The sequence below is a fragment of the Sulfitobacter sp. S223 genome (genome assembly GCF_025143825.1).
In the GTDB taxonomy this organism is placed as follows: Bacteria; Pseudomonadota; Alphaproteobacteria; order Rhodobacterales; family Rhodobacteraceae; genus Sulfitobacter.
Window position 1 is genome coordinate 2093036 of record NZ_CP083560.1, and the last position, 19202, is coordinate 2112237.

15 protein-coding genes are annotated in these 19202 nt (G+C 56.7%); 7 read left to right on the forward strand and 8 right to left on the reverse strand.

Going from position 1 to position 19202, the window contains the following annotated elements:
* The first annotated feature begins 1 nt into the window (after position 1).
* The 5 genes from K3757_RS10040 (at position 2) to K3757_RS10060 (ending at position 5151) form a co-directional block, all read left to right on the forward strand.
* Complete coding sequence (locus K3757_RS10040; protein ID WP_259995237.1) at positions 2-889, forward strand: cation diffusion facilitator family transporter; 888 nt, start codon at positions 2-4, stop codon at positions 887-889.
* 385 nt (positions 890-1274) lie between these two features.
* A complete protein-coding gene (locus K3757_RS10045; RefSeq protein ID WP_259995239.1) occupies positions 1275-3026 on the forward strand; it encodes an acetolactate synthase 3 large subunit in 1752 nt (583 codons plus the stop codon).
* A gap of 70 nt (positions 3027-3096) precedes the next feature.
* A complete protein-coding gene (ilvN, locus tag K3757_RS10050; RefSeq protein WP_259995248.1) occupies positions 3097-3657 on the forward strand; it encodes an acetolactate synthase small subunit in 561 nt (186 codons plus the stop codon).
* A 106-nt stretch (positions 3658-3763) separates the two neighbouring features.
* Positions 3764-4915, forward strand: coding sequence for an SRPBCC family protein (locus tag K3757_RS10055; protein WP_259995251.1), 1152 nt, complete (start codon positions 3764-3766; stop codon positions 4913-4915).
* Positions 4912-5151 carry a hypothetical protein gene (locus K3757_RS10060; protein WP_259995253.1) on the forward strand — a complete coding sequence of 80 codons (240 nt, stop codon included), beginning with the start codon at positions 4912-4914 and terminating at the stop codon, positions 5149-5151. Before K3757_RS10055 ends, K3757_RS10060 begins: the two co-directional genes overlap by 4 nt.
* On the opposite strand, the gene K3757_RS10065 is transcribed toward K3757_RS10060, so the two are convergent.
* The 3 genes from K3757_RS10065 to K3757_RS10075 all read right to left on the reverse strand — a co-directional run bounded on the left by K3757_RS10065 (position 5127) and on the right by K3757_RS10075 (position 8464).
* Positions 5127-5903 (reverse strand): DUF2189 domain-containing protein, encoded by a 777-nt coding sequence (locus K3757_RS10065; RefSeq protein ID WP_259995262.1) that lies wholly within the window; start codon positions 5901-5903, stop codon positions 5127-5129. The two genes, K3757_RS10060 and K3757_RS10065, sit on opposite strands and share 25 nt — an antisense overlap.
* Before the next feature lie 3 nt (positions 5904-5906).
* Positions 5907-7325: an amidase gene (locus K3757_RS10070; RefSeq protein ID WP_260001230.1), complete on the reverse strand. Its 1419-nt coding sequence runs from the start codon at positions 7323-7325 to the stop codon at positions 5907-5909.
* Positions 7326-7513: 188 nt separating this feature from the next.
* Positions 7514-8464, reverse strand: a complete 951-nt coding sequence (locus tag K3757_RS10075; RefSeq protein ID WP_259995264.1) for a sulfotransferase domain-containing protein — start codon at positions 8462-8464, stop codon at positions 7514-7516.
* A gap of 534 nt (positions 8465-8998) precedes the next feature.
* Here K3757_RS10075 and K3757_RS10080 point away from each other — a divergent pair.
* Positions 8999-10048, forward strand: coding sequence for a Hint domain-containing protein (locus K3757_RS10080; protein ID WP_259995266.1), 1050 nt, complete (start codon positions 8999-9001; stop codon positions 10046-10048).
* A gap of 518 nt (positions 10049-10566) precedes the next feature.
* Here K3757_RS10080 and K3757_RS10085 read toward each other — a convergent pair.
* From K3757_RS10085 to K3757_RS10105, 5 genes are all read right to left on the reverse strand, one after another.
* A complete protein-coding gene (locus K3757_RS10085) occupies positions 10567-11373 on the reverse strand; it encodes a class I SAM-dependent methyltransferase (protein WP_259995268.1) in 807 nt (268 codons plus the stop codon).
* Positions 11374-11503: 130 nt separating this feature from the next.
* The gene (prfB, locus tag K3757_RS10090) at positions 11504-12628 is read right to left on the reverse strand and encodes a peptide chain release factor 2 (protein WP_259995269.1); all 1125 of its coding nucleotides are present in this window, start codon (positions 12626-12628) and stop codon (positions 11504-11506) included.
* A gap of 94 nt (positions 12629-12722) precedes the next feature.
* Positions 12723-15266: a penicillin-binding protein 1A gene (locus K3757_RS10095; protein WP_259995271.1), complete on the reverse strand. Its 2544-nt coding sequence runs from the start codon at positions 15264-15266 to the stop codon at positions 12723-12725.
* 138 nt (positions 15267-15404) lie between these two features.
* Entirely contained in the window at positions 15405-16619 is a 1215-nt protein-coding gene (locus K3757_RS10100; protein WP_259995273.1) for an N-acetylmuramoyl-L-alanine amidase, read from the reverse strand.
* A gap of 77 nt (positions 16620-16696) precedes the next feature.
* Complete coding sequence (locus K3757_RS10105; protein WP_259995275.1) at positions 16697-17839, reverse strand: pyridoxal phosphate-dependent aminotransferase; 1143 nt, start codon at positions 17837-17839, stop codon at positions 16697-16699.
* 23 nt (positions 17840-17862) lie between these two features.
* On the opposite strand from K3757_RS10105, the gene K3757_RS10110 reads away from it, so the two are divergent.
* Positions 17863-19194, forward strand: a complete 1332-nt coding sequence (locus K3757_RS10110; RefSeq protein WP_259995277.1) for a M48 family metalloprotease — start codon at positions 17863-17865, stop codon at positions 19192-19194.
* The last annotated feature ends 8 nt before the right edge of the window (positions 19195-19202 follow it).

Consider the following 19202-nt stretch of genomic DNA (forward strand, 5'->3'; position numbering starts at 1 on the left):
AATGACCACAATCAAGCTTGCTATTGGCAGTATCATTATCGGTTTCGTTGTGCTGGGCCTCAAGACGCTCGCCTATTGGATGACAGGGTCTGTTGCCCTGTTGTCGGACGCCCTTGAAAGCACGGTCAACGTCGCCACCGCATTTGCTGCGCTGATCGCTATACGGGTCGCGGCCAAGCCTGCTGATGCCGATCATCCCTACGGACACCACAAGGCTGAGTTCTTCAGCGCCGTGCTCGAAGGTGTGATGATCATTGTCGCAGCGCTGTTGATCTTCCGCGAAGCCTTTGACGGCTTGGTGAACCCGATGCCGCTTGCCCTACCCTTCGAAGGGCTTTTGGTGAACATGGCCGCCACACTTATCAACGGCTTTTGGGCATGGGTGCTGATCAGTCGGGGTCGCATACACAAATCCCCTGCCCTCGTGGCTGATGGCAGACATCTTATTACAGACGTTTTCACCTCTGTCGGCGTGGCCTTCGGGGTTGTGCTGGCAGTTGTAACTGGCTGGTGGATACTTGATCCGCTGCTGGCAAGCCTCGTCGCCATTAACATTCTCTGGTCGGGTTCCAAGATCGTGAAGGAATCCCTCAGCGGTCTCATGGACGAAGCCGTGTCGGAAGGCATGCTGAGCGACATTCGCGCAGTAATCGCGGCAGAGTCTGCGGGCGCCATCGAAGCACATGATCTGCGCACGCGCCACGCGGGCGTGGCGACCTTCATCGACTTTCACCTTGTCGTCCCCAGCGAAACAACCGTCTATGAAGCGCATGAAATCTGCGACCGCATTGAACATGCGCTGACCGATCTGCTGGAGGATGCCAGTGTGACAATCCACGTGGAGCCACCGCATAAGACAAAGCACTACGGTGCGATCGTCTTTGAGTGAGATGGACCGATAGTCGACGGCGCATGGCCTGACATAAGCATCAAAATCAGCGCGGCATCAGGCTAGATGGCCGCGATACGCCAATCCCCACGGGCACATTTCGCACTAATTAGCCAAAACAGGCCATCAGACGAAATAAAATATCAAAAAACATGCGTCGCGCGACACTTTTTCATAATTTTCGCGGTTGACGCCCCTGAAAAGCCCTCATAATGTCCCCAGACGTATAAAGGAGCCTTTGGGCATGATCGAACTAGTCGTCATCGTAGGACACAAGCGCATGGGCCGGTAACGGTACACCACATTCGACCCCATGCGCCCCCGACACCCTCGGGGGCTTTTTTATGCCGAACACACATAGCAAACCGCCGCACGGAGCAAGACAATGACACGCCAAATGACCGGAGCCAAAATGATCGTCCAAGCCCTGATTGATCAGGGTGTGGACACCGTATTCGGATATCCCGGCGGCGCTGTCCTACCGATCTACGACGAGATTTTTCAGCAAAACAGCATCAAGCACATCCTTGTGCGCCACGAACAGGGTGCGGTTCATGCCGCCGAAGGCTACGCGCGCTCTACCGGCAAACCCGGTGTGGCGCTGGTAACATCCGGCCCGGGCGCGACCAACGCGGTGACCGGCCTGACAGATGCGTTGATGGACAGTATCCCGATCATCGTTCTGACCGGACAGGTGCCGACCTTCATGATCGGCTCCGACGCGTTTCAAGAGGCCGATACCGTTGGCATCACCCGCCCCTGCACCAAGCATAACTGGCTGGTCAAAGAAACCGACAAGCTGTCAAGCGTGATCCACGAGGCATTCCACGTGGCAACCTCGGGCCGTCCCGGTCCGGTTCTGGTGGACATTCCCAAGGATGTGCAGTTCGCCTCTGGCAGCTACACGCCCAAAGCTGCGTCAAAATCACATTATCAGCCGCAGCTTAAAGGCGACATGGAAGCGATCACCGAGCTGGTGGAAGCGATGGAAAAGGCCAAGCGCCCCGTATTCTACACCGGTGGCGGCGTGGTGAACTCTGGCCCGGGTGCCAGCCAGCTTTTGCGCGAACTGGTAGAGGCGACAGGCTTCCCGATCACCTCCACGCTGATGGGTCTGGGCTGCTATCCCGCCTCTGGTGACAAATGGCTGGGCATGTTGGGCATGCACGGACTGTACGAAGCGAACATGGCGATGCACGGCTGTGACCTGATGATCAACATCGGGGCGCGCTTTGACGACCGCATCACGGGCGTGGTCGAAAAATTCAGCCCGAACTCCAAGAAGGCGCATATCGACATCGATCCAAGCTCGATCAACAAGGTGATCCGCGTGGACATCCCGATCATGGGCGATGTGGGCCATGTGCTTGAGGACCTGCTGAAGGTCTGGAAATCACGCGGCCGCAAAACCAACTCAGAAGCGGTTGCCAAGTGGTGGAAGCAGATCGAGGCATGGCGCGCGGTGGATTGCCTGAAGTTCACGCAGAAGGGCAAAGTGATCAAACCGCAGCACGCGCTGGCCCGGCTTGAAGCACTGACCAAAGGCCATGACCGCTACATCACAACAGAAGTGGGCCAGCACCAGATGTGGGCGGCGCAGTATCTGGACTTTGAAGACCCGAACCGTTGGATGACTTCCGGTGGCCTTGGCACAATGGGCTATGGTTTCCCCGCCTCTATCGGTGTTCAGATGGCGCACCGCGACGCGTTGGTGATCAACGTGGCTGGTGAAGCGTCATGGCTGATGAACATGCAGGAGATGGGCACAGCCATGCAATACGGCCTGCCGGTCAAACAGTTCATTCTGAACAACGAACGTCTGGGTATGGTCCGCCAGTGGCAGGAACTGCTGCACGGTGAGCGGTATTCACAATCCTGGTCCGAAAGCCTGCCTGATTTCGTAAAACTCGCAGAGGCGTTTGGCGCGAAAGGCATCTTGTGCTCTGACCCTGACGATCTGGACGATGCGATCATGGAGATGATCAACCACGACGGTCCGGTGATCTTTGACTGTCTGGTGGAAAAGCACGAAAACTGCTTCCCGATGATCCCGTCAGGCAAGGCGCACAACGAGATGATCATGGGCGATGTGGACACATCAACCGCGATTGATGCTGACGGAAAGGTGTTGGTCTAGCCGTTTTTTCAGAAAACGGATCGGAGCTTTCGGGCTCCAACCACTCCCCCTACTCATAAGGACTAAAAACATGTCACCGCTAAAAATCAAAAAAGGCGCCACCAGCCACTCCGCATACAACCTACGCCCCAATTTCTCGGACGTGGAAGAACGCCACACGCTGGCGATGCTGGTCGAAAACGAACCGGGCGTGCTGGCGCGTGTTATCGGATTGTTTGCCGGCCGCGGCTACAACATCGACAGCCTGACAGTGGCCGAAGTAGACCACACAGGCCACCTGAGCCGCATCACCATTGTGACGCGCGGCACCCCGCAGGTGATCGAACAAATCAAGGCGCAGGTCGGGCGCATCATTTCAGTGCGCAATGTCCACGACCTCACGGTTGAGGGCGCGAGTGTTGAGCGTGAGCTGGCGATGTTCAAGGTCGTCGGGACAGGTGACAAACGCGTTGAAGCGCTGCGTCTGGCGGATATCTTCCGCGCCAATGTTGTGGACAGCACGCTGGGTAGCTTTGTCTTCGAAATCACTGGCGCGCCTGAAAAAATTGACGCATTTGCCGATCTGATGCGCCCGCTCGGCCTTGCCGATGTGGCGCGTACTGGCGTCGCGGCCCTGTCGCGCGGAGAATAAGCGCACACCGCTCGGCATGTCGCCCATGAGCAAAGCGGGTCGCTGGCGATAATAAACCGCCTGCGCCCGCGTGGTATGGCTGGAGCATCCACAGGAGAGCTCAGCCATGACCCAATCCGATCTCAACACCGTGCGCCGCCCCATAGAATCCGCACACGGGCTGCCCAACGGTCATTACACGGACCCTGCCGTATTTGCCGAAGAACGGCAGGCCGTGCTGTTCGATAACTGGGCCGGTCTTGGAGTTGCGGCGGATGTGCCAACCATTGGCGACGCTGTACCGCTCACGTTCCTTGGCATGCCGCTGCTGATGGTCCGCGACCGCGCGGGCAACGTGCGTGTGTTCCAGAACATCTGCCGCCACCGTGGCATGATCCTTGTGGATGCTCCGCGCAAAATCGAAGGGGCGATCCGCTGCCCCTATCATTCGTGGTGCTACAGCACTGAAGGCAAGCTGGTCAGCACGCCCCATGTGGGCGGTCCAGGCCGCAACACCGCCGACGGGATCGACCGCGCGCTTCTGGGTCTTATCGAGGTCCGCAGCCACATCTGGATGGATGTCGTGTGGATCAACGTATCCGGCACCGCTGCCCCGTTCGAGCAGGCCAATGCCGAGCTGCTGGCACGGTGGGCTGAATTTGACAAACCTCTCCACCACGGCGGCGCGGACAGCCGGTTTGAGTTAGCGGTGAATTGCAACTGGAAGCTGGCCGTTGAGAACTACTGCGAAAGCTATCATTTGCCGTGGGTCCATCCGGGCCTGAACAGCTATTCGCGGCTTGAGGATCATTACCACATTGAAAAGTCCGGACACTTCTCCGGTCAAGGCACCTATGTCTATCGCCAGCTGAAAGGCGAAGATGGCAAAAGCTTTCCCGATTTCGACGGGCTGAGCGACATGTGGGATACCGCCGCCGAGTATATCACCGTCTACCCCAACGTCTTGCTTGGTGTTCACCGTGATCACACATTTGCGATTATTCTGGTACCAGAAGGTCATGGGCGCACAGTAGAGCATGTGCACCTTTATTATTCCCAACCACAAACCGATCCCGAATTGCGCGCCCGCAACACAGCACAGTGGAAAGAAGTCTTTGAAGAAGATATTTTTGTTGTCGAAGGGATGCAGCGCGGGCGCCATGCCGTGGGGTTTGACGGCGGCCGCTTTTCCCCTGCGATGGATGGCCCCACGCATATGTTTCACACTTGGGTTGCCACGCAACTGACCCGCCACCGCACACCGCTTGCCGCCGAATGACCGACCTCAACGCCCAGATGCTGGCCGCGCATGAGGCTAATGATCTGCCAAAGCTCGTCGAGCTTTACAGTTTGGCGGCACAATCGGTGAAAGGCGTGGATGCCACCTGCTTCTATCTGACCCACGCATACATCTTTGCGCTGGAACTGGGTGACGCGCGCGCGGAAGCCTTACGGGCGCAACTGGTCACCCATGGCCGCGAGACGCCCGATCAGTCGGACCTAAGCGCGGCGTAGACATGCCATGAACTGTGGCCCAGCCACGGCAAAACTACCAGTAAACCAAAAAATGCCGGCAACATCGCGATCATCAAGACAATCGCGATGAATGCAGCCCAGACCAGCATCACCATAAAGTTCGATAAGACAAAGCCGATGCTGGTGATCATTGCGGTCACGTAGTCTACCTCTCGGTCCAGCAGCAAAGGCAGCCCGATCACGCAGATCGAATAGAGCAGCAGCGCGAACCCCGCGCCCACGACGGACCCCAATCCGAGCATCATCAGACCATCCGCGCTTAGAAACACAGATGCCGAAGACATGATGTTCGTCATCGGCTTCAGACCCAGAAACAACGCAAAAATCATGTGCCCCAGAAAAAACCAAAACAGCAACATGACCATCATCAGCGCACACAAAAGAGGTAACTGCCGCCCCCGCTCTGCCCACAAGACACGCAGGACCCGACCGACCGACGGATGTTCTCCCATGCCACGCAGACGCGAAACCTCATAGGTGCCAAGCGCTGCAAAAGGCGCAACCAGTGGAAAGCCGAAAACACCCAAGACAAACCAGAAGGTGTGACCTGCCCAAGCCGTAAGACCAACCAGCCCCCAACCGGCCAACAGGCACAGGAAGGCAACGATCAGACCGAAGGCCGGAGCAGCCCGAAAGTCCTGCCATCCAGAACGCAGGGCCGCACGAAATAGCGCAATTGTCGGTGCTGATAGTGTCGGGACACCGTGCTTACGCGTAGTTGTGGTCTCCATCGTTCATCCTCCCTGCAGGACGGGTGGCCGTGCCTGTGGCCAACCCGTTGCCGTGTGCCATTGCTGTGCAAGCTGTAGCAGCGCTGCATCGCTGCCGCGCCGCCCGATCAGCTGCAGCCCCGCTGGCAAGCCATCATCGCCGAAGCCAACTGGCACATTCACCACCGGCAAGCCAATCAGCCCCGCAGGCACAACGACCTGCATCCAGCGGTGATAGGTATCCATGCTGCGCCCAGCGATTTCTTCCGGATAGGCAAGCTCTACATCGAAGGGAAACAGCTGCGCCGAAGGCAGGACCAGCACATCAAGATTTTCAAACAGGCGCGTGGTGCGGCGGAACCAGTCAGATCGGATCGCGCTTGCACGCTGTATCTCGCGCGCGCTCAACGCCAGCCCGCGCTCTATCTCCCACAGGGCGGCAGGTTTGAGGTATTCCCGCTTTTCCACGTCATCATAGAAAAGCCCCAGCCCCGCCGAGACGGCAAATGATCTAAGATCAATCCACGATTGCCACATGGCGTCCGCGTCAAAGGGCGCAGGAAGGTTATCGATCCGGTGGCCGAACTCTGCCATCTGGCCAAGCGCCGCTTGGGATATGTCGGCAATGCCGTCCTCATAGGCAAAAGCCCCGTCCCAATCACCAAGCCAACCGATGCGTAGACCTTTGGGCGGCGTCCCGATATCGCCGAATGTCTTTGGGGCCTGCGTACTGAGCGGCAGGCGCGGGTCAGCCCCTGTCATAACATCCAGCAGCGCCGCCATATCCGCGGGGCTGCGCGCCATCGGACCAGAGGTAGAGAGCTGATGCATAAACATATCGCCCACAGGTTCCGACGGAACGGTCCCCCAAGTCGGCCGCATCCCGTAGACGTTGTTCCACCCCGCCGGATTACGCAGGCTACCCATCATATCAGAGCCGTCAGCAACGCTAAGCATCCCCGTGGCCAGCGCCGCCGCCGCCCCGCCAGAAGACCCACCGGCAGATCGGCCAAGGTCATAGGGGTTCCGCGTAGCGCCATGGACCGGATTGTAAGTGTGTGACCCAAGCCCGAATTCAGGCGTATTCGTTTTGCCGATGATGATCGCACCGGCAGCCCGCAAACGCGCCACCATCGTATCGTCGCTGCCAGCCACCTGCCCTGCGAACAATGGTGAGCCCATCGAGGTAGGCAAACCTGCCGCATTGGCCAGATCCTTGATCGCGATGGGTATGCCGTGAAGCCAGCCTGCACGCGGCGCGTTGTCGGCGGCGCGTGCGTCTGCCATGTTGCGATCACGATCACGCAGGCTGACGATCGCGTTGACGTCACCATTAACCGCGTCGATGCGGTCCAGCGTGGCCTCCATCAGCTCTGACGCGGACAGATCACCCTTTTCAAGCGCTGCAGATTGGGCCAGCGCATCCATATTGAATATTTCCATGAAACCAGTATGGCCGTGCATACCGTCAGTGCGCAATAGTCCCTGCTTTCAGGTAGCGCTTTTTCATCGATCAAGTCACCGTTGCGCGGTTGGATCAAAGATTGAAATAGCTAGAACCGGGTTCAAAAAACTATTACCTGCCCCCTGCAGCGAAAGCCCGCTTTGAGCCCGAAGTATCTGATGCTGCATTATCCACCAAGGTCTGATTGTTGGTTTTCAAACCAGTGGGTCAACGATAAACCGGTCAATTCCTCGATAGAGGATCGTTCAACTTGATATCGATTGGCAAGGGAGAGTCTTGCATCCTTGCTTAACACAGGAACCGGGCGTTTTGGCCCTTCCAATATGCGACGTAATGTGGTCCTCGCGGTCTTTGGCAAAACACGCTTTACCAGTTTTTGAACCGTGCTCGGGTGGCGAAGGCAGTGCGTCATTCCGGGTCGAGCCGATACTTCAGTAAGGTTAGCAGTCTGGTTAACCCTCTCGTTCTTCACAAGCTCTCGTCGCTCTATCGACAAATGGTTACATAATCGCCACCAACATTCTTCTGGAGCAGTTTGCATCTCATGGAAGTCGAGAAATAGAACTTGCTCTCGCGGAAATTCCGACAGGTATCGTTTGATTTGTGTTTCATAGTGACCATGGCGCGCATATCCATGTCCCCAACTCCATCCGGCGGCCAATCGAACCTCTTCCTTTGCAAGCGCTTCATCGAAGGTCTTACAGTTTTCAAGACTGTCACGGACATGGTGCATGTACTGCGAAAATGCCCGTTCGACGGGATCACGCAATACGATGATGATCAGCCCGTCAGGCCGAGCGGCTGCGATCCGCGTCGAAGCATTTTCGTCTATCAGGTAAACTGGTGAGACATCTCCGGTAAGTTTTTGACCGGCGGCCTCGTACAAGGCCGAATAGGCCACATTATCCACAGCGATTTCATTCAAGTAATTCGGATCATACAAACCACATCTGGGCGCCACCAATCCATCCGCGTAAGCAAAAAAACTTGGTTCCTTTACCGTTGGCAAAAAGACGTCTGGATGATCACTGAGCCAATGATACAGCGCGGTAGTTCCGGCTTTAGCCGCACCAACAACAAAGAAGTCCGGTCCGAAGTTTTCATAAATATCTTTCATCGTTTGAGAATGTCACATCCTCGATTGTTTTGGCGACAGCGCAAAAGCATGGATGAACGTTACAAAAGAAAAACTGGCAGTACTTTCGTATAGTTGGTGGGTAAATATTCAGCTTGCGCACGCTCGGATGAAGATGAAACCCGACATTTAGAAAACCACGGCCAATGTCCCTTTTGTCCGCAAAATCGTCTCCAAATGACAGAACCCATCGCGGTCATTCAGGCAGCAACCTTGGATTTCTCTGGCTTCAACTGCCTTGGAAATGGCGACAATGACCCTATTTCCGCTCTAATTGTGCCTGAATTAGCCGCTAATTTGAGGAAAGTTCTCAAGTTTTGTCAGGTAAATGTATGCCTATTTCAAAGAACAAACATGTCGAGCCCTCTTCTTCGGGCGGTCCAACCGATATGCTCTCAGGGCCGATCAGGTCGCTTGGCGGTGGATATAACGTATCTGCTGTTGGTGCCGATGTGATTGCCATGATCACTTGCACAATCGGCATATTGCAGACCTTCTTGTCGAAGGTCATACAATATGGCTGATTATACTTTTAATGTTTACCTCTTTTCCCCTTACGACAGTGGGTTCCAAGGTCCGCCCGGGTTGTTCATTTACAACCCACCAGCTGGGGATATTGGCACAGTGGTCATCACCGACAATGAAACCGGGGTGGATGGGTTGACGCTGGACGACAATGTTGGTGGCAGTCAGGAAACCGCGACTGCAACCATAACAGTGAACGGTGTCGAAACGTTCACAGACATCCCTGTCAATGCGGATTCAGGCTGGACAATTTATGATCCAATCGATGACGTCACTTTCGAGGTCATTATCCTCAATGGTAAACAGGGCTCTCAAAGCTTTAGGTACACTTTATCAGAGTACCCTTTGGTTCCCGGACGCGAATACGAAAGCATCAACTTCGATAATCAACCCAATGCCCAAGTGGCAGGTGACCCATTCTTCACGTATGCAGACTATGTCTGCTTCACACCCAGCTGTAAGCTTAAAACTCCCACTGGCTGGTGTTCGGTGAAAGATCTCAAAGTTGGCGATTTGGTCGAAACCCTCGATAGAGGCGCGCAGCCGGTTCGATGGATAGGTTCGCGAAAAATCGCCGCCCGCGGGAAAAATGCCCCAATCCGCTTCTCTGAGGGCGCTTTCGGCTGCAACGAAGCTTTCGAAATCTCACCCAAACATCGAGTAGTGCTACATTCCTATTTAAACAGCCTGCACTTTGGCGATTCAGAATGTTTCGCTGCTGCCAAACACCTCGTTGATGATGCGCAAATAGTCCAGCGGTGCGGTGGCTACGTCGAATACTTCCACATTTTGTTCGACCACCACGAAGTTGTGAATTGTAATGGTGTTAACGTGGAGAGCTTTCATCCAGGCAAACAAGGTGAACTTCTATTGACGCGTGATGATCACGCTAAAATCCTAACGATTTTCCCGAACCTGGTCGACGGCTTTGACAATTACGGACCAGCGGCAAGACCTGTCCTCAAAGGTTACGAAACACAGATAATCCTCAATGAAATTGCCCGGGAGTCTCAAATAAAAGCAGCCCTATTAGCTGCGTGAGTTCGTTTGGATTCAGTGATCATTTATGATGTATCGCCCGTTTGCGTCACGCAATGCGGTTTGGCAGGACAGTTGCGACGATACGGGTTTCATCTCGTATCAATAACTTCTTGGAAATCAAATGTAATCCGGTCCGCACCGTTTCGTCAGCCAGCCAAAAAAATGAACAAAAGGCGTTCAAACAAACCTTCGGCAAGACTGAGCCGATGTCACTTTGTCCGCGTCTAAATGGTTGAAAGAGATTGCAGTGAAAGGTCTGCTTGAACTTCCCCAATTTTAAAACGGTTGACCTTCCGGTGCGGAGAAATCCACGGCACCGCCGGAAGTTCCCCGCTACGTGCGCATGAACGTTCTAAGTATGCAATAGTTGGGTCGGTAAAGTCGGCTTCGTCCGCATTGCCGCCTCTGGCCTTCCGATTTGGCGTTGATTTCGTGTGCAACCACAGCGAATGGCAGCGAGGAGCCCGATGTAACGAATGCTGCGCGATGCACGAAGGTTTGGTACGACACTCGGCACATTAAACTGCCTGACCTGAAAACACGACACTCGGCATACGCAACTTGTAAACTCCATCCGAGAGATACGGTGCAGTCACCTCATCGACTTCACTTCGAATTGTGTTCTGCACGTCGGGTTCTTGACGTTCCAAAATAAGAGGCACGCGAACACCGAATTTCATGAAGAAGTCAAAAAAGCTGGGACCTGGAGCATACAGAATATTCTCGACAATCTCCGCCTTGATGTCAGCGAACCCCATGCGTCTCATCATTTCAGAAACGCCGGCTTCATCGGACAAAAGATATGCATTTGGTGCAGGGTCCGCACACGACATATCTGCGTGCCGTCCCAAAACGTCGAACAAGAGCCGGTAGAGTTCCGAACGGTCAGGTCCGAGCCATTGGCTAAACACAAATCTTCCATTCGGCTTGAGAACACGGCGGGCCTCGGACATCGCCTGTTCCGGGTCGGTTACATGGAACAGAACGATATTGCTCAGGACAGCGTCAAACGTTTCGTCCGGTACAGGCAAATCTTCAACGTCAGCGACAGAGAAATTGATGTCGGGAAACTGAGCTCTTGCCTGCTCAACCATCCCTTCCGAAAAGTCGATGCCTTCGGCGTCAGCGCCAAGAAGTTTGGCGCTAGCAGCGACAAAGCCGGGGCCGCAGCCTGCGTCCAACACCTTTGCGCCAGGAAAAAGTCTTGCATGGTCTAGCAACTTCGGAATGGTCTGAAGTGTTACGCGTGCAGTGGCGTCACCATACAGCCGTGCCCGTGCTGACCATCCCTTGCGTTCGCCTTCTCTAAACGCTGAAAAATCCATGATGCCTCTCCCAACTTGGTAGAAGACAACACAGTTTATTGTTGGCAGACAACCCTAAAACAGACCTTGGGAAGATGGGTATGAAGGTCCGCTTTGTCCGCATACCAGACATTTCGAAACCACGTCGGCGTCAGTCGCCTTGCGCTTGGGCGCGGCTTTTGCCCGATACGGCCAACGCCAGCGTGGCGCCCATCAGCCCATCAAGGTCACCGTCCAGCACGCCTTTGGTGTCGGATGTCTCGTAATTTGTGCGCAGGTCTTTCACCATCTGGTAGGGCTGCAAAACATAGGATCGGATCTGGTTGCCCCAGCCCGCGTCACCTGCGTTCTCGTGTACTTCGTTGACCAGCGCGGACCGCTTGTCCAACTCCATTTGGTATAGACGGCTCTTCAATGCTTTCATCGCGATGTCGCGGTTCTGGTGCTGTGATTTCTCGGAGCTGGTCACCACGATGCCGGTGGGGTGGTGGGTGATGCGCACCGCTGAGTCGGTGGTGTTGACGTGCTGACCGCCCGCGCCAGAGGAGCGGTATGTGTCGATGCGGATATCGGACGGGTTCACTTCGATCTCGATGTTGTCATCTACCACAGGGTACACTTTGACCGAGGTAAAGGAGGTGTGCCGCTTGGCCGCGCTGTCGAAGGGCGAAATACGCACCAGACGGTGCACGCCGGATTCCGATTTGAGCCAGCCATAAGCATTGTGACCGCTGATCTTGTACGCGGCGGATTTAATGCCCGCCTCTTCGCCGGCACTTTCTGATTGCAGCTCTACGGTATAGCCCTTCTTCTCGGCCCAGCGGACGTACATCCGCGCCAGCATGGACGCCCAGTCACACGATTCTGTACCACCCGCACCCGAGTTGATTTCAAGGAAGGTGTCATTGGCATCCGCCTCACCGTCCAACAACGCTTCCAGCTCTTTCTGGGCGGCTGTTTTGGCCAGCTTGGTCAAAGCTGCTTCGGCCTCTCCCACAACTTCGGCGTCATCTTCCATTTCGCCCAGTTCGATCAGATCGATGTTGTCCTGAAGCTCTGTTTTGATGCCTTCATAGGTCGCCATTGCATCGACAAGCGCCTGACGGTCGCGCATCAGCTTTTGCGCAGCTTCAGGATCATCCCAGAGGGTTGGATCTTCAACCCGCGCGTTGAATTCCTCAAGCCGATACGGGGCCGTCTCCACGTTCAGCCGCTGGGCCAATAGGTCGAGCGACTTGCGGATTTTATCGACGGTGCTTTGTACTTCTGCGCGCATGATCAGTCCTGAAATAATAGAGCGGCCCTCGCAGATACGAGGGCCGCCCATGTGATAGACCAGCGGTCCAGCCGCTACAAGCGTTAGGCGCGTCCTAGTACAGACCACCTGTGCTGAGCGTGCCGAAACCGGCCTTTGGTCCGACAATGGCCTTCTTGCCAGTCGAGGTTGTGACCTCTTTGGCACTCTTGCCGCCGATACCTTCGACCAGAGGCAGATCGGCGCCCATTGCAAAGCCACCGTCGAAGGTAATGCCGAAGTTGATGAATTCGCCTTCGCGGAAACACTCTGACACGACATTGTCACCACGCGCATCAGAGCTGAGGCGCGCACCGGTGAAACGGTCGATGTTGATAAACTCACAGCCCTCTGGCACGCGGAATTTACCACCACCGTATTTCTGGACAGCCTTGGACATAAAGCGCTGGAAGACCGGACCACACATTCCGCCACCCGAGGCAGAGCGCCCCAAGCTGCGCGGCTGATCATAGCCGATGTAGCAGCCCGCAACGATGTTGGAAGTGAAGCCGACAAACCAGACGTCTTTCGAATCGTTGGTTGTCCCTGTCTTACCTGCTGTCGGGACGCCGAGGTTCACGGATTTGCGCGCGGTCCCGCGGTCAACCACGCCCGTCATCATTGACGTCAGCTGATAGGCCGTGATCGGATCCATCACTCGTTCACGGTTTGAGATCACCCGTGGTGACACCCCTGCTGCCAGTGTCGGCAGGCTGCAATCCTCACAAATACGTTTGTCGTGTTTGTACACGGTCCGGCCATAGCGATCCTGCACGCGGTCGACCAGCGTAGGCTCCACCCGCTCACCGCCATTGGCGAACATCGCATAGGCCGCGACCATCTGGTACAGCGTTGTTTCTTGCGAACCCAGCGCGTTGGCCAGAACTGGCGACAGGTTCTCATACACCCCGAAACGTTCGGCATAATCGCCGACAACGTTCATTCCCACTTCCTGTGCAAGACGAATGGTCATCAGGTTGCGCGATTGTTCAATCCCGGTCCGCAGCGGCGTCGGGCCGTAGTAGCGGTTGGAAGAGTTCTGCGGACGCCACACACCCTGCGGCGTGTTGATCTCGATCGGCGCGTCGACCACGATCGTGGCAGGCGAATACCCGCTATCGAGCGCTGCGGCGAAAACAAACGGCTTAAAACTGGAGCCGGGCTGACGTTTGGCCTGAGTGGCGCGGTTGAACACAGATGCCTGATAGCTGAACCCGCCCTGCATGGCGATCACGCGACCGGTGTTCACGTCCATCGCGACAAAGCCGCCCTGCACTTCCGGCACCTGCCGCAGCGTCCAGCGGATAAACGATCCGTCATTGTCGGTGACCATGCGGCGCACCAACACAACATCGCCGACGGCTACCAGATCACCACGTGCGCCCAGTTTGCCGTCCTTGTTCCGTTTGCGCGCCCAGCTCATGTCTTCTTTGGGAACCCAGTTGCCGCCCTCTTCGTTTTCCACGGATTCGATGCCCAGACGCGCCCCTTTGTCTGCCACCTCCAGCACGACAGCAGGGAACCATTGTGTCTCAAGCATGATATCGCGCGGCACGCGCAGCTCGGCCAAGGCCGCGCGCCACGTCTCTTCGTCAACCAACGCTTCCGAAGGAAGGGTCACGCCCGTCCCGCGCCAAACACCGATGCCACGGTCATATTGCTCAAGCTGGCGCCGCAACGCATCGGCCGCAATTGGTTGCATTTCGTTGTCGATGGTTGCGCGGACAGTCAAACCACCGGTAAAGAACTCACCCTCGCCAAAGTTCTCGGACAGCTGGCGGCGGATCTCATCGGTAAAGTAATCGCGCGGCGGCAGGTCCTGCTTGAAGCTTTCGAAATCGCCATTCTGGACCGATCGGAGCGGCATATCGCGTTCCTGAAGGTAAGCGGCTTCTGTGATATAGCCATTCTCTTTCATCTCGCGCAGCACAAAGTTGCGCCGCGACAGCAGGCGATCCTTGCGGCGCACCGGATGATAATCAGACGGGGCTTTCGGCAAACTGGCCAGCATTGCCGCCTCATGTGGGGCAAGTTCGCTCAGGGTTTTGTTGAAATAGGTCTGGGAGGCCGCCGCCACACCATAAGAATTCTGACCAAGGAAAATCTCGTTGAGGTAAAGCTCAAGGATTTTCTCCTTGTCCAATGTCTCTTCGAGACGGGCGGCAAGAATGATCTCTTTGATCTTACGCTCTGCCCGACGATCCCCTGACAGCAGGAAGTTCTTCATCACCTGCTGGGTAATCGTGGACGCCCCGCGCACATCGCGCCCGCGCGATTTGACCGCATCAACAGCCGCCGCGCCAATACCGCGCAAGTCATAGCCGTCATGTTCGTAAAAGTTCTTGTCCTCGGCAGAGATAAACGCCTGCTTCACCAGCGCGGGGATCGTGTTGGCGGGCGCAAACAAACGCCGCTCTTGCGCAAATTCGTCAATCAACCGGCCCTGCCCTGAATAAATGCGGCTGATGGTCGGCGGCGTGTAGGACGCAAGGGATTCGTGGCTTGGCAAATCGCGCCCGTACATCCAGAAAACCGCACCAATCGTCAGCGCCACAATGCCTATGGACATCGTGAGGGTGGTGAAAATACCACCGAAGAAGGAAAGGATCATCCGAAACACGCGCGACAGCTCCTGTATGGCTGTTTGATTAGCCTCTTCCTATACGCGCAAAGGGCGGGATGGTCAAAAGGCAAGCGCGGGGAATAAGGGCGAAACATCGCCTAAAAAATATAGGCGGTATAAGCCTCTACCGACTGGTTATTGGCGCACCAGAGCGGCCCTTGCCGCATCCGCATCACGCCAGATCAGAACCGCTTGTGCTATGCCTTGCGCCATGGTCTGACGCCAGACTGGATCGCTGATATTGGCCAGATCACGGTCAGAGCTGAGAAAGCCGATTTCGATCAAAACCGAAGGGATATCGGCAGACTTGAGCACCGAGAATCCTGCTTCGCGCAGCGGATGGCGGTTCATCGGGCCGCCCGCCCCCGCCATGCCCTCTGCCAGCGTCATGGCAAGTGCGGCTGAACGTGGGCCGGTTTCCTGTCTTGCAAGGTCCAGTAGGACCTGCGCCACCTGATCATCCGATCCGGTCAAATCGGCCCCCGCAATGATGTCAGAGCGGTTGTGCCGAGAGGCCAGATGTTCTGTCGCGGTATCGCTGGCGTCATCCGATAGGGTATAAACAGTCGCCCCGCGCGCGCCGCCTTGGCTAAGAATGTCGGCATGCAAAGAGATAAAAAGATCGCCCTGCGTCTGGTGGGCAATCGCCACGCGAGTCTCAAGGGCGACGAACACATCCTCTTCGCGGGTCAGCACCACTTCGACGCCTGCACGGCGAAGGGAATCAGCCAATGTTCGGGCAAAGCTCAGCATGAGTTGCTTTTCGCTCACACCGTTCCGTTCGGCCCCTGGATCGACACCTCCGTGACCGGGGTCAAGCACAACGGTAAACCGATCGGCACCGGGACGCGGCGGTGGCGGTGCGCGCAGGAATGCCGGTGTCCAGTTGGGATCAATCGGCGCGCCGGAGTTTTCGGCAAATACCTCTGGTGCGACCTTTTTCAATGAAATTTCAAGGGTTGCGCGGCCACTATTGGGGTCAACCGGCATTCCGATTTCCTGTGGCAGCATCGGCTCTGCCAGATCAGCCACCAACCGCGACCACCCGGGCTGGAACGCGCCGAACCGCACAGCGCTGATGCGACCGGTCGTGCCCAACAGGCTGGCGCTGCGCAGGCCGTCAAAATCCACTTCCCGAAAATCAACCACCAGCCGCGCGGGATCATCCAGCGTAAAGACGCGAAACGGCACGCCTTGTGACAGCCGAAGCGTCAGGTCAGTGCGCCCCCACCAGCCATCGGCAATACTGCTGGCCGATGCATCCACCCGTGCAAGCGCGCTCAACTCTTGCGCAGCGACTTGAGAAGACGCCCACAACGCACAGAAAATACTTAGCAAAAATCGTTTCATCACCGCTCCGGCCACTGCTTCTTTATGTGGCGCTTTGGCCGGAGCCTATCATTCAATGCAAGGCTTGGTCCAGCGTCTCAGCGGGACTGCATGAACGCCGCAAGCCGCGCCAGACCCTCGCGGATATCCGCTGTGCTGCGCGCGTAGGAAAAGCGCAGCGTCGTGTGGCCGCGCACAGGATCAAAATCCAGTCCCGGTGTGACGGAAACGCCCGCCTTTTCCAGAATTTCGGCTGCCAGCGCGCGGCTGTCATCGGTGATCCCGCTGACATCGGCGTAAACGTAAAACGCGCCATCTGGCGGAGCAATCCGGTCGAAACCCGCGCGCGGCAGTCCCTCCAGCATCAACGCACGGTTGGCGCGGTAAACGTCCATATTTGCTTGCAATTCGTCTTCGCAATCCATCGCGGCCAATGCAGCAACCTGAGACGCGTGCGGCGCACAAATGAACATGTTCTGGGCGATCCGTTCCACCACCCTCACCTGATCTTCGGGCACCACCATCCAGCCAACCCGCCAACCCGTCATCGAGAAATATTTGGAAAAACTGTTGATGACATAGGTTTCGTCGGTGACCTGCAGGGCGCTCACGGCTTTCTTGTCGTATTCAATGCCGTGGTAAATCTCGTCCGAGATGAAAGACGCGCCGCTTTCATGGCACGCACCGATCAGCGCAGACATGGCACCGTGATCCAGCATTGTGCCCGTCGGATTGGCCGGAGACGCGACAAGAAGCCCACGCAAATCCAAACCGGCAAAATCGGATGGTACCGGCTGATAGCGATTTCCGGGGGCGGCAGGCAGATCAACCGGCTGCATACCGAGTGCGCCAAGGATCTGGCGATAGCTGGGGTAGCCCGGCGCGCCGATACCAACGCGGTCACCGCTGTCAAAAAGCGCCGTAAACGCAAGTATGAAGCCCCCAGAAGAACCGGAGGTGATCACCACACGGTTGGGGTCAAGATCGACGTTGTACCAGTCGCCGTACATGCGTGCGACACGTGCGCGCAGGGCCGGAAGCCCCAATGCAACGGTATACCCCAACGGGCCGTCATTCATCGCGCGGCTCAGTGCCGCCGAAGCCCCTTTCGGCGCACCTGTACCGGGCTGCCCAACCTCCATATGGATAATATGACGGCCCGCAGCTTCGGCCGCGGCGGCGGCCTGCATGACGTCCATCACAATAAAGGGATCAACCTCGGATCGGCTTGAATTTCGCATGTCAGCTCTCCTACAGTGGGTCCATGCGCTTTGCCCTGAACAACCTTGTCCCGTCAATAGCAGCAATGCTCATCGTAGCGCTGTTCGCTGTGCCCGCGCAGGCCATCGGTCTGCTGCGTGATGCGGATATGGAATACGCGCTGAAACAGATTGCCGCCCCCATTCTCAGGTCGGCAGGTTTAAGCCCGCAGCGGGTGAAAATTCTGGTGGTCAACGACAGCACCCTGAACGCCTTCGTTGTCAGCAACGACGCGATCTTCATCCACTACGGTCTGATAAACAAACTTGATAATGCGCCAATGCTGCAAGGGATCATCGCCCATGAGGCCGCCCATATCGCTAACGGCCACATCGCGCGCCGTCTTGGTAATCTGGCAAATTCGCGCACCATTACAGGCTTGGGTCTGGCGCTGGCCGCGGCTGCTGCTGCTTCTGGCAACGGGGCTGCGGCGTCCGGGATCGCCATCGGCTCGTCCACCTCTGCCAAGCGGGCATTTCTGTCGCACACCCGCGCCGAGGAAGCTTCGGCTGATCAATCCGGTATTCGCTACATGAAGTCCGCAGGCGCATCACCGCAGGGATTGCTGGACACGCTGAACATGTTTGCCGGTCAGGAAACATTAAGCGTGGGTCGGCAGGACCCGTATATGCGGTCCCATCCCCTAAGCCGTGACCGCGTGCGTGCGGTAGCGGGATATGTCGCAAGCTATGGGACACTGCCTGAAAACCCGACCGCCGAATACTGGTTCGCACGCCTGCAAGGCAAGATCACCGCCTACACCCGCGCGCCGAACTGGACGCTGCGCAGGCTTGGGTCAGAACGCTATGCGGATGTGCGCGCCCTGCGCGAAGCCATTGCAGAGCATCGCAATTCCCGTACCAAAAAAGCACTGGCAGCCATTGATCGCGGCATCGCGGCGCGCCCGAAAGACCCGTTCCTGCGGGATCAGAAAGGCCAGATCTTGTTGGAATCCCGGAACTTTGCCGCCGCTGCGCAGACATACGCCAGCGCGGTCCAGCGTGCGCCGAATGATCCGCTGGTGCTGTCGGGCTATGGCCGTGCGCTGCTGGCTGCGGGTCAGACAAAGCAGGCACTTGCTGCGCTCGAGAAATCGCGCCGTCAGGATTACCGCGATGGATCAATGCTGCGTGATCTTGCCACCGCCTATGCCAAGACCGGACAAACCGGCATGGCCGCCCTTGTCACCGCAGAGCGCTATGCGCTTTCCGGACGGCTGAAAGATGCCGGAATACATGCCAAACGCGCCTCTGGCCTGCTGGGTGAGGGCTCCGGCCCTTGGCAGCGGGCCCAAGATGTGTTGATTGCCTCCCAACGTGCCGCAAAACGAAAGTGAACCAAGCT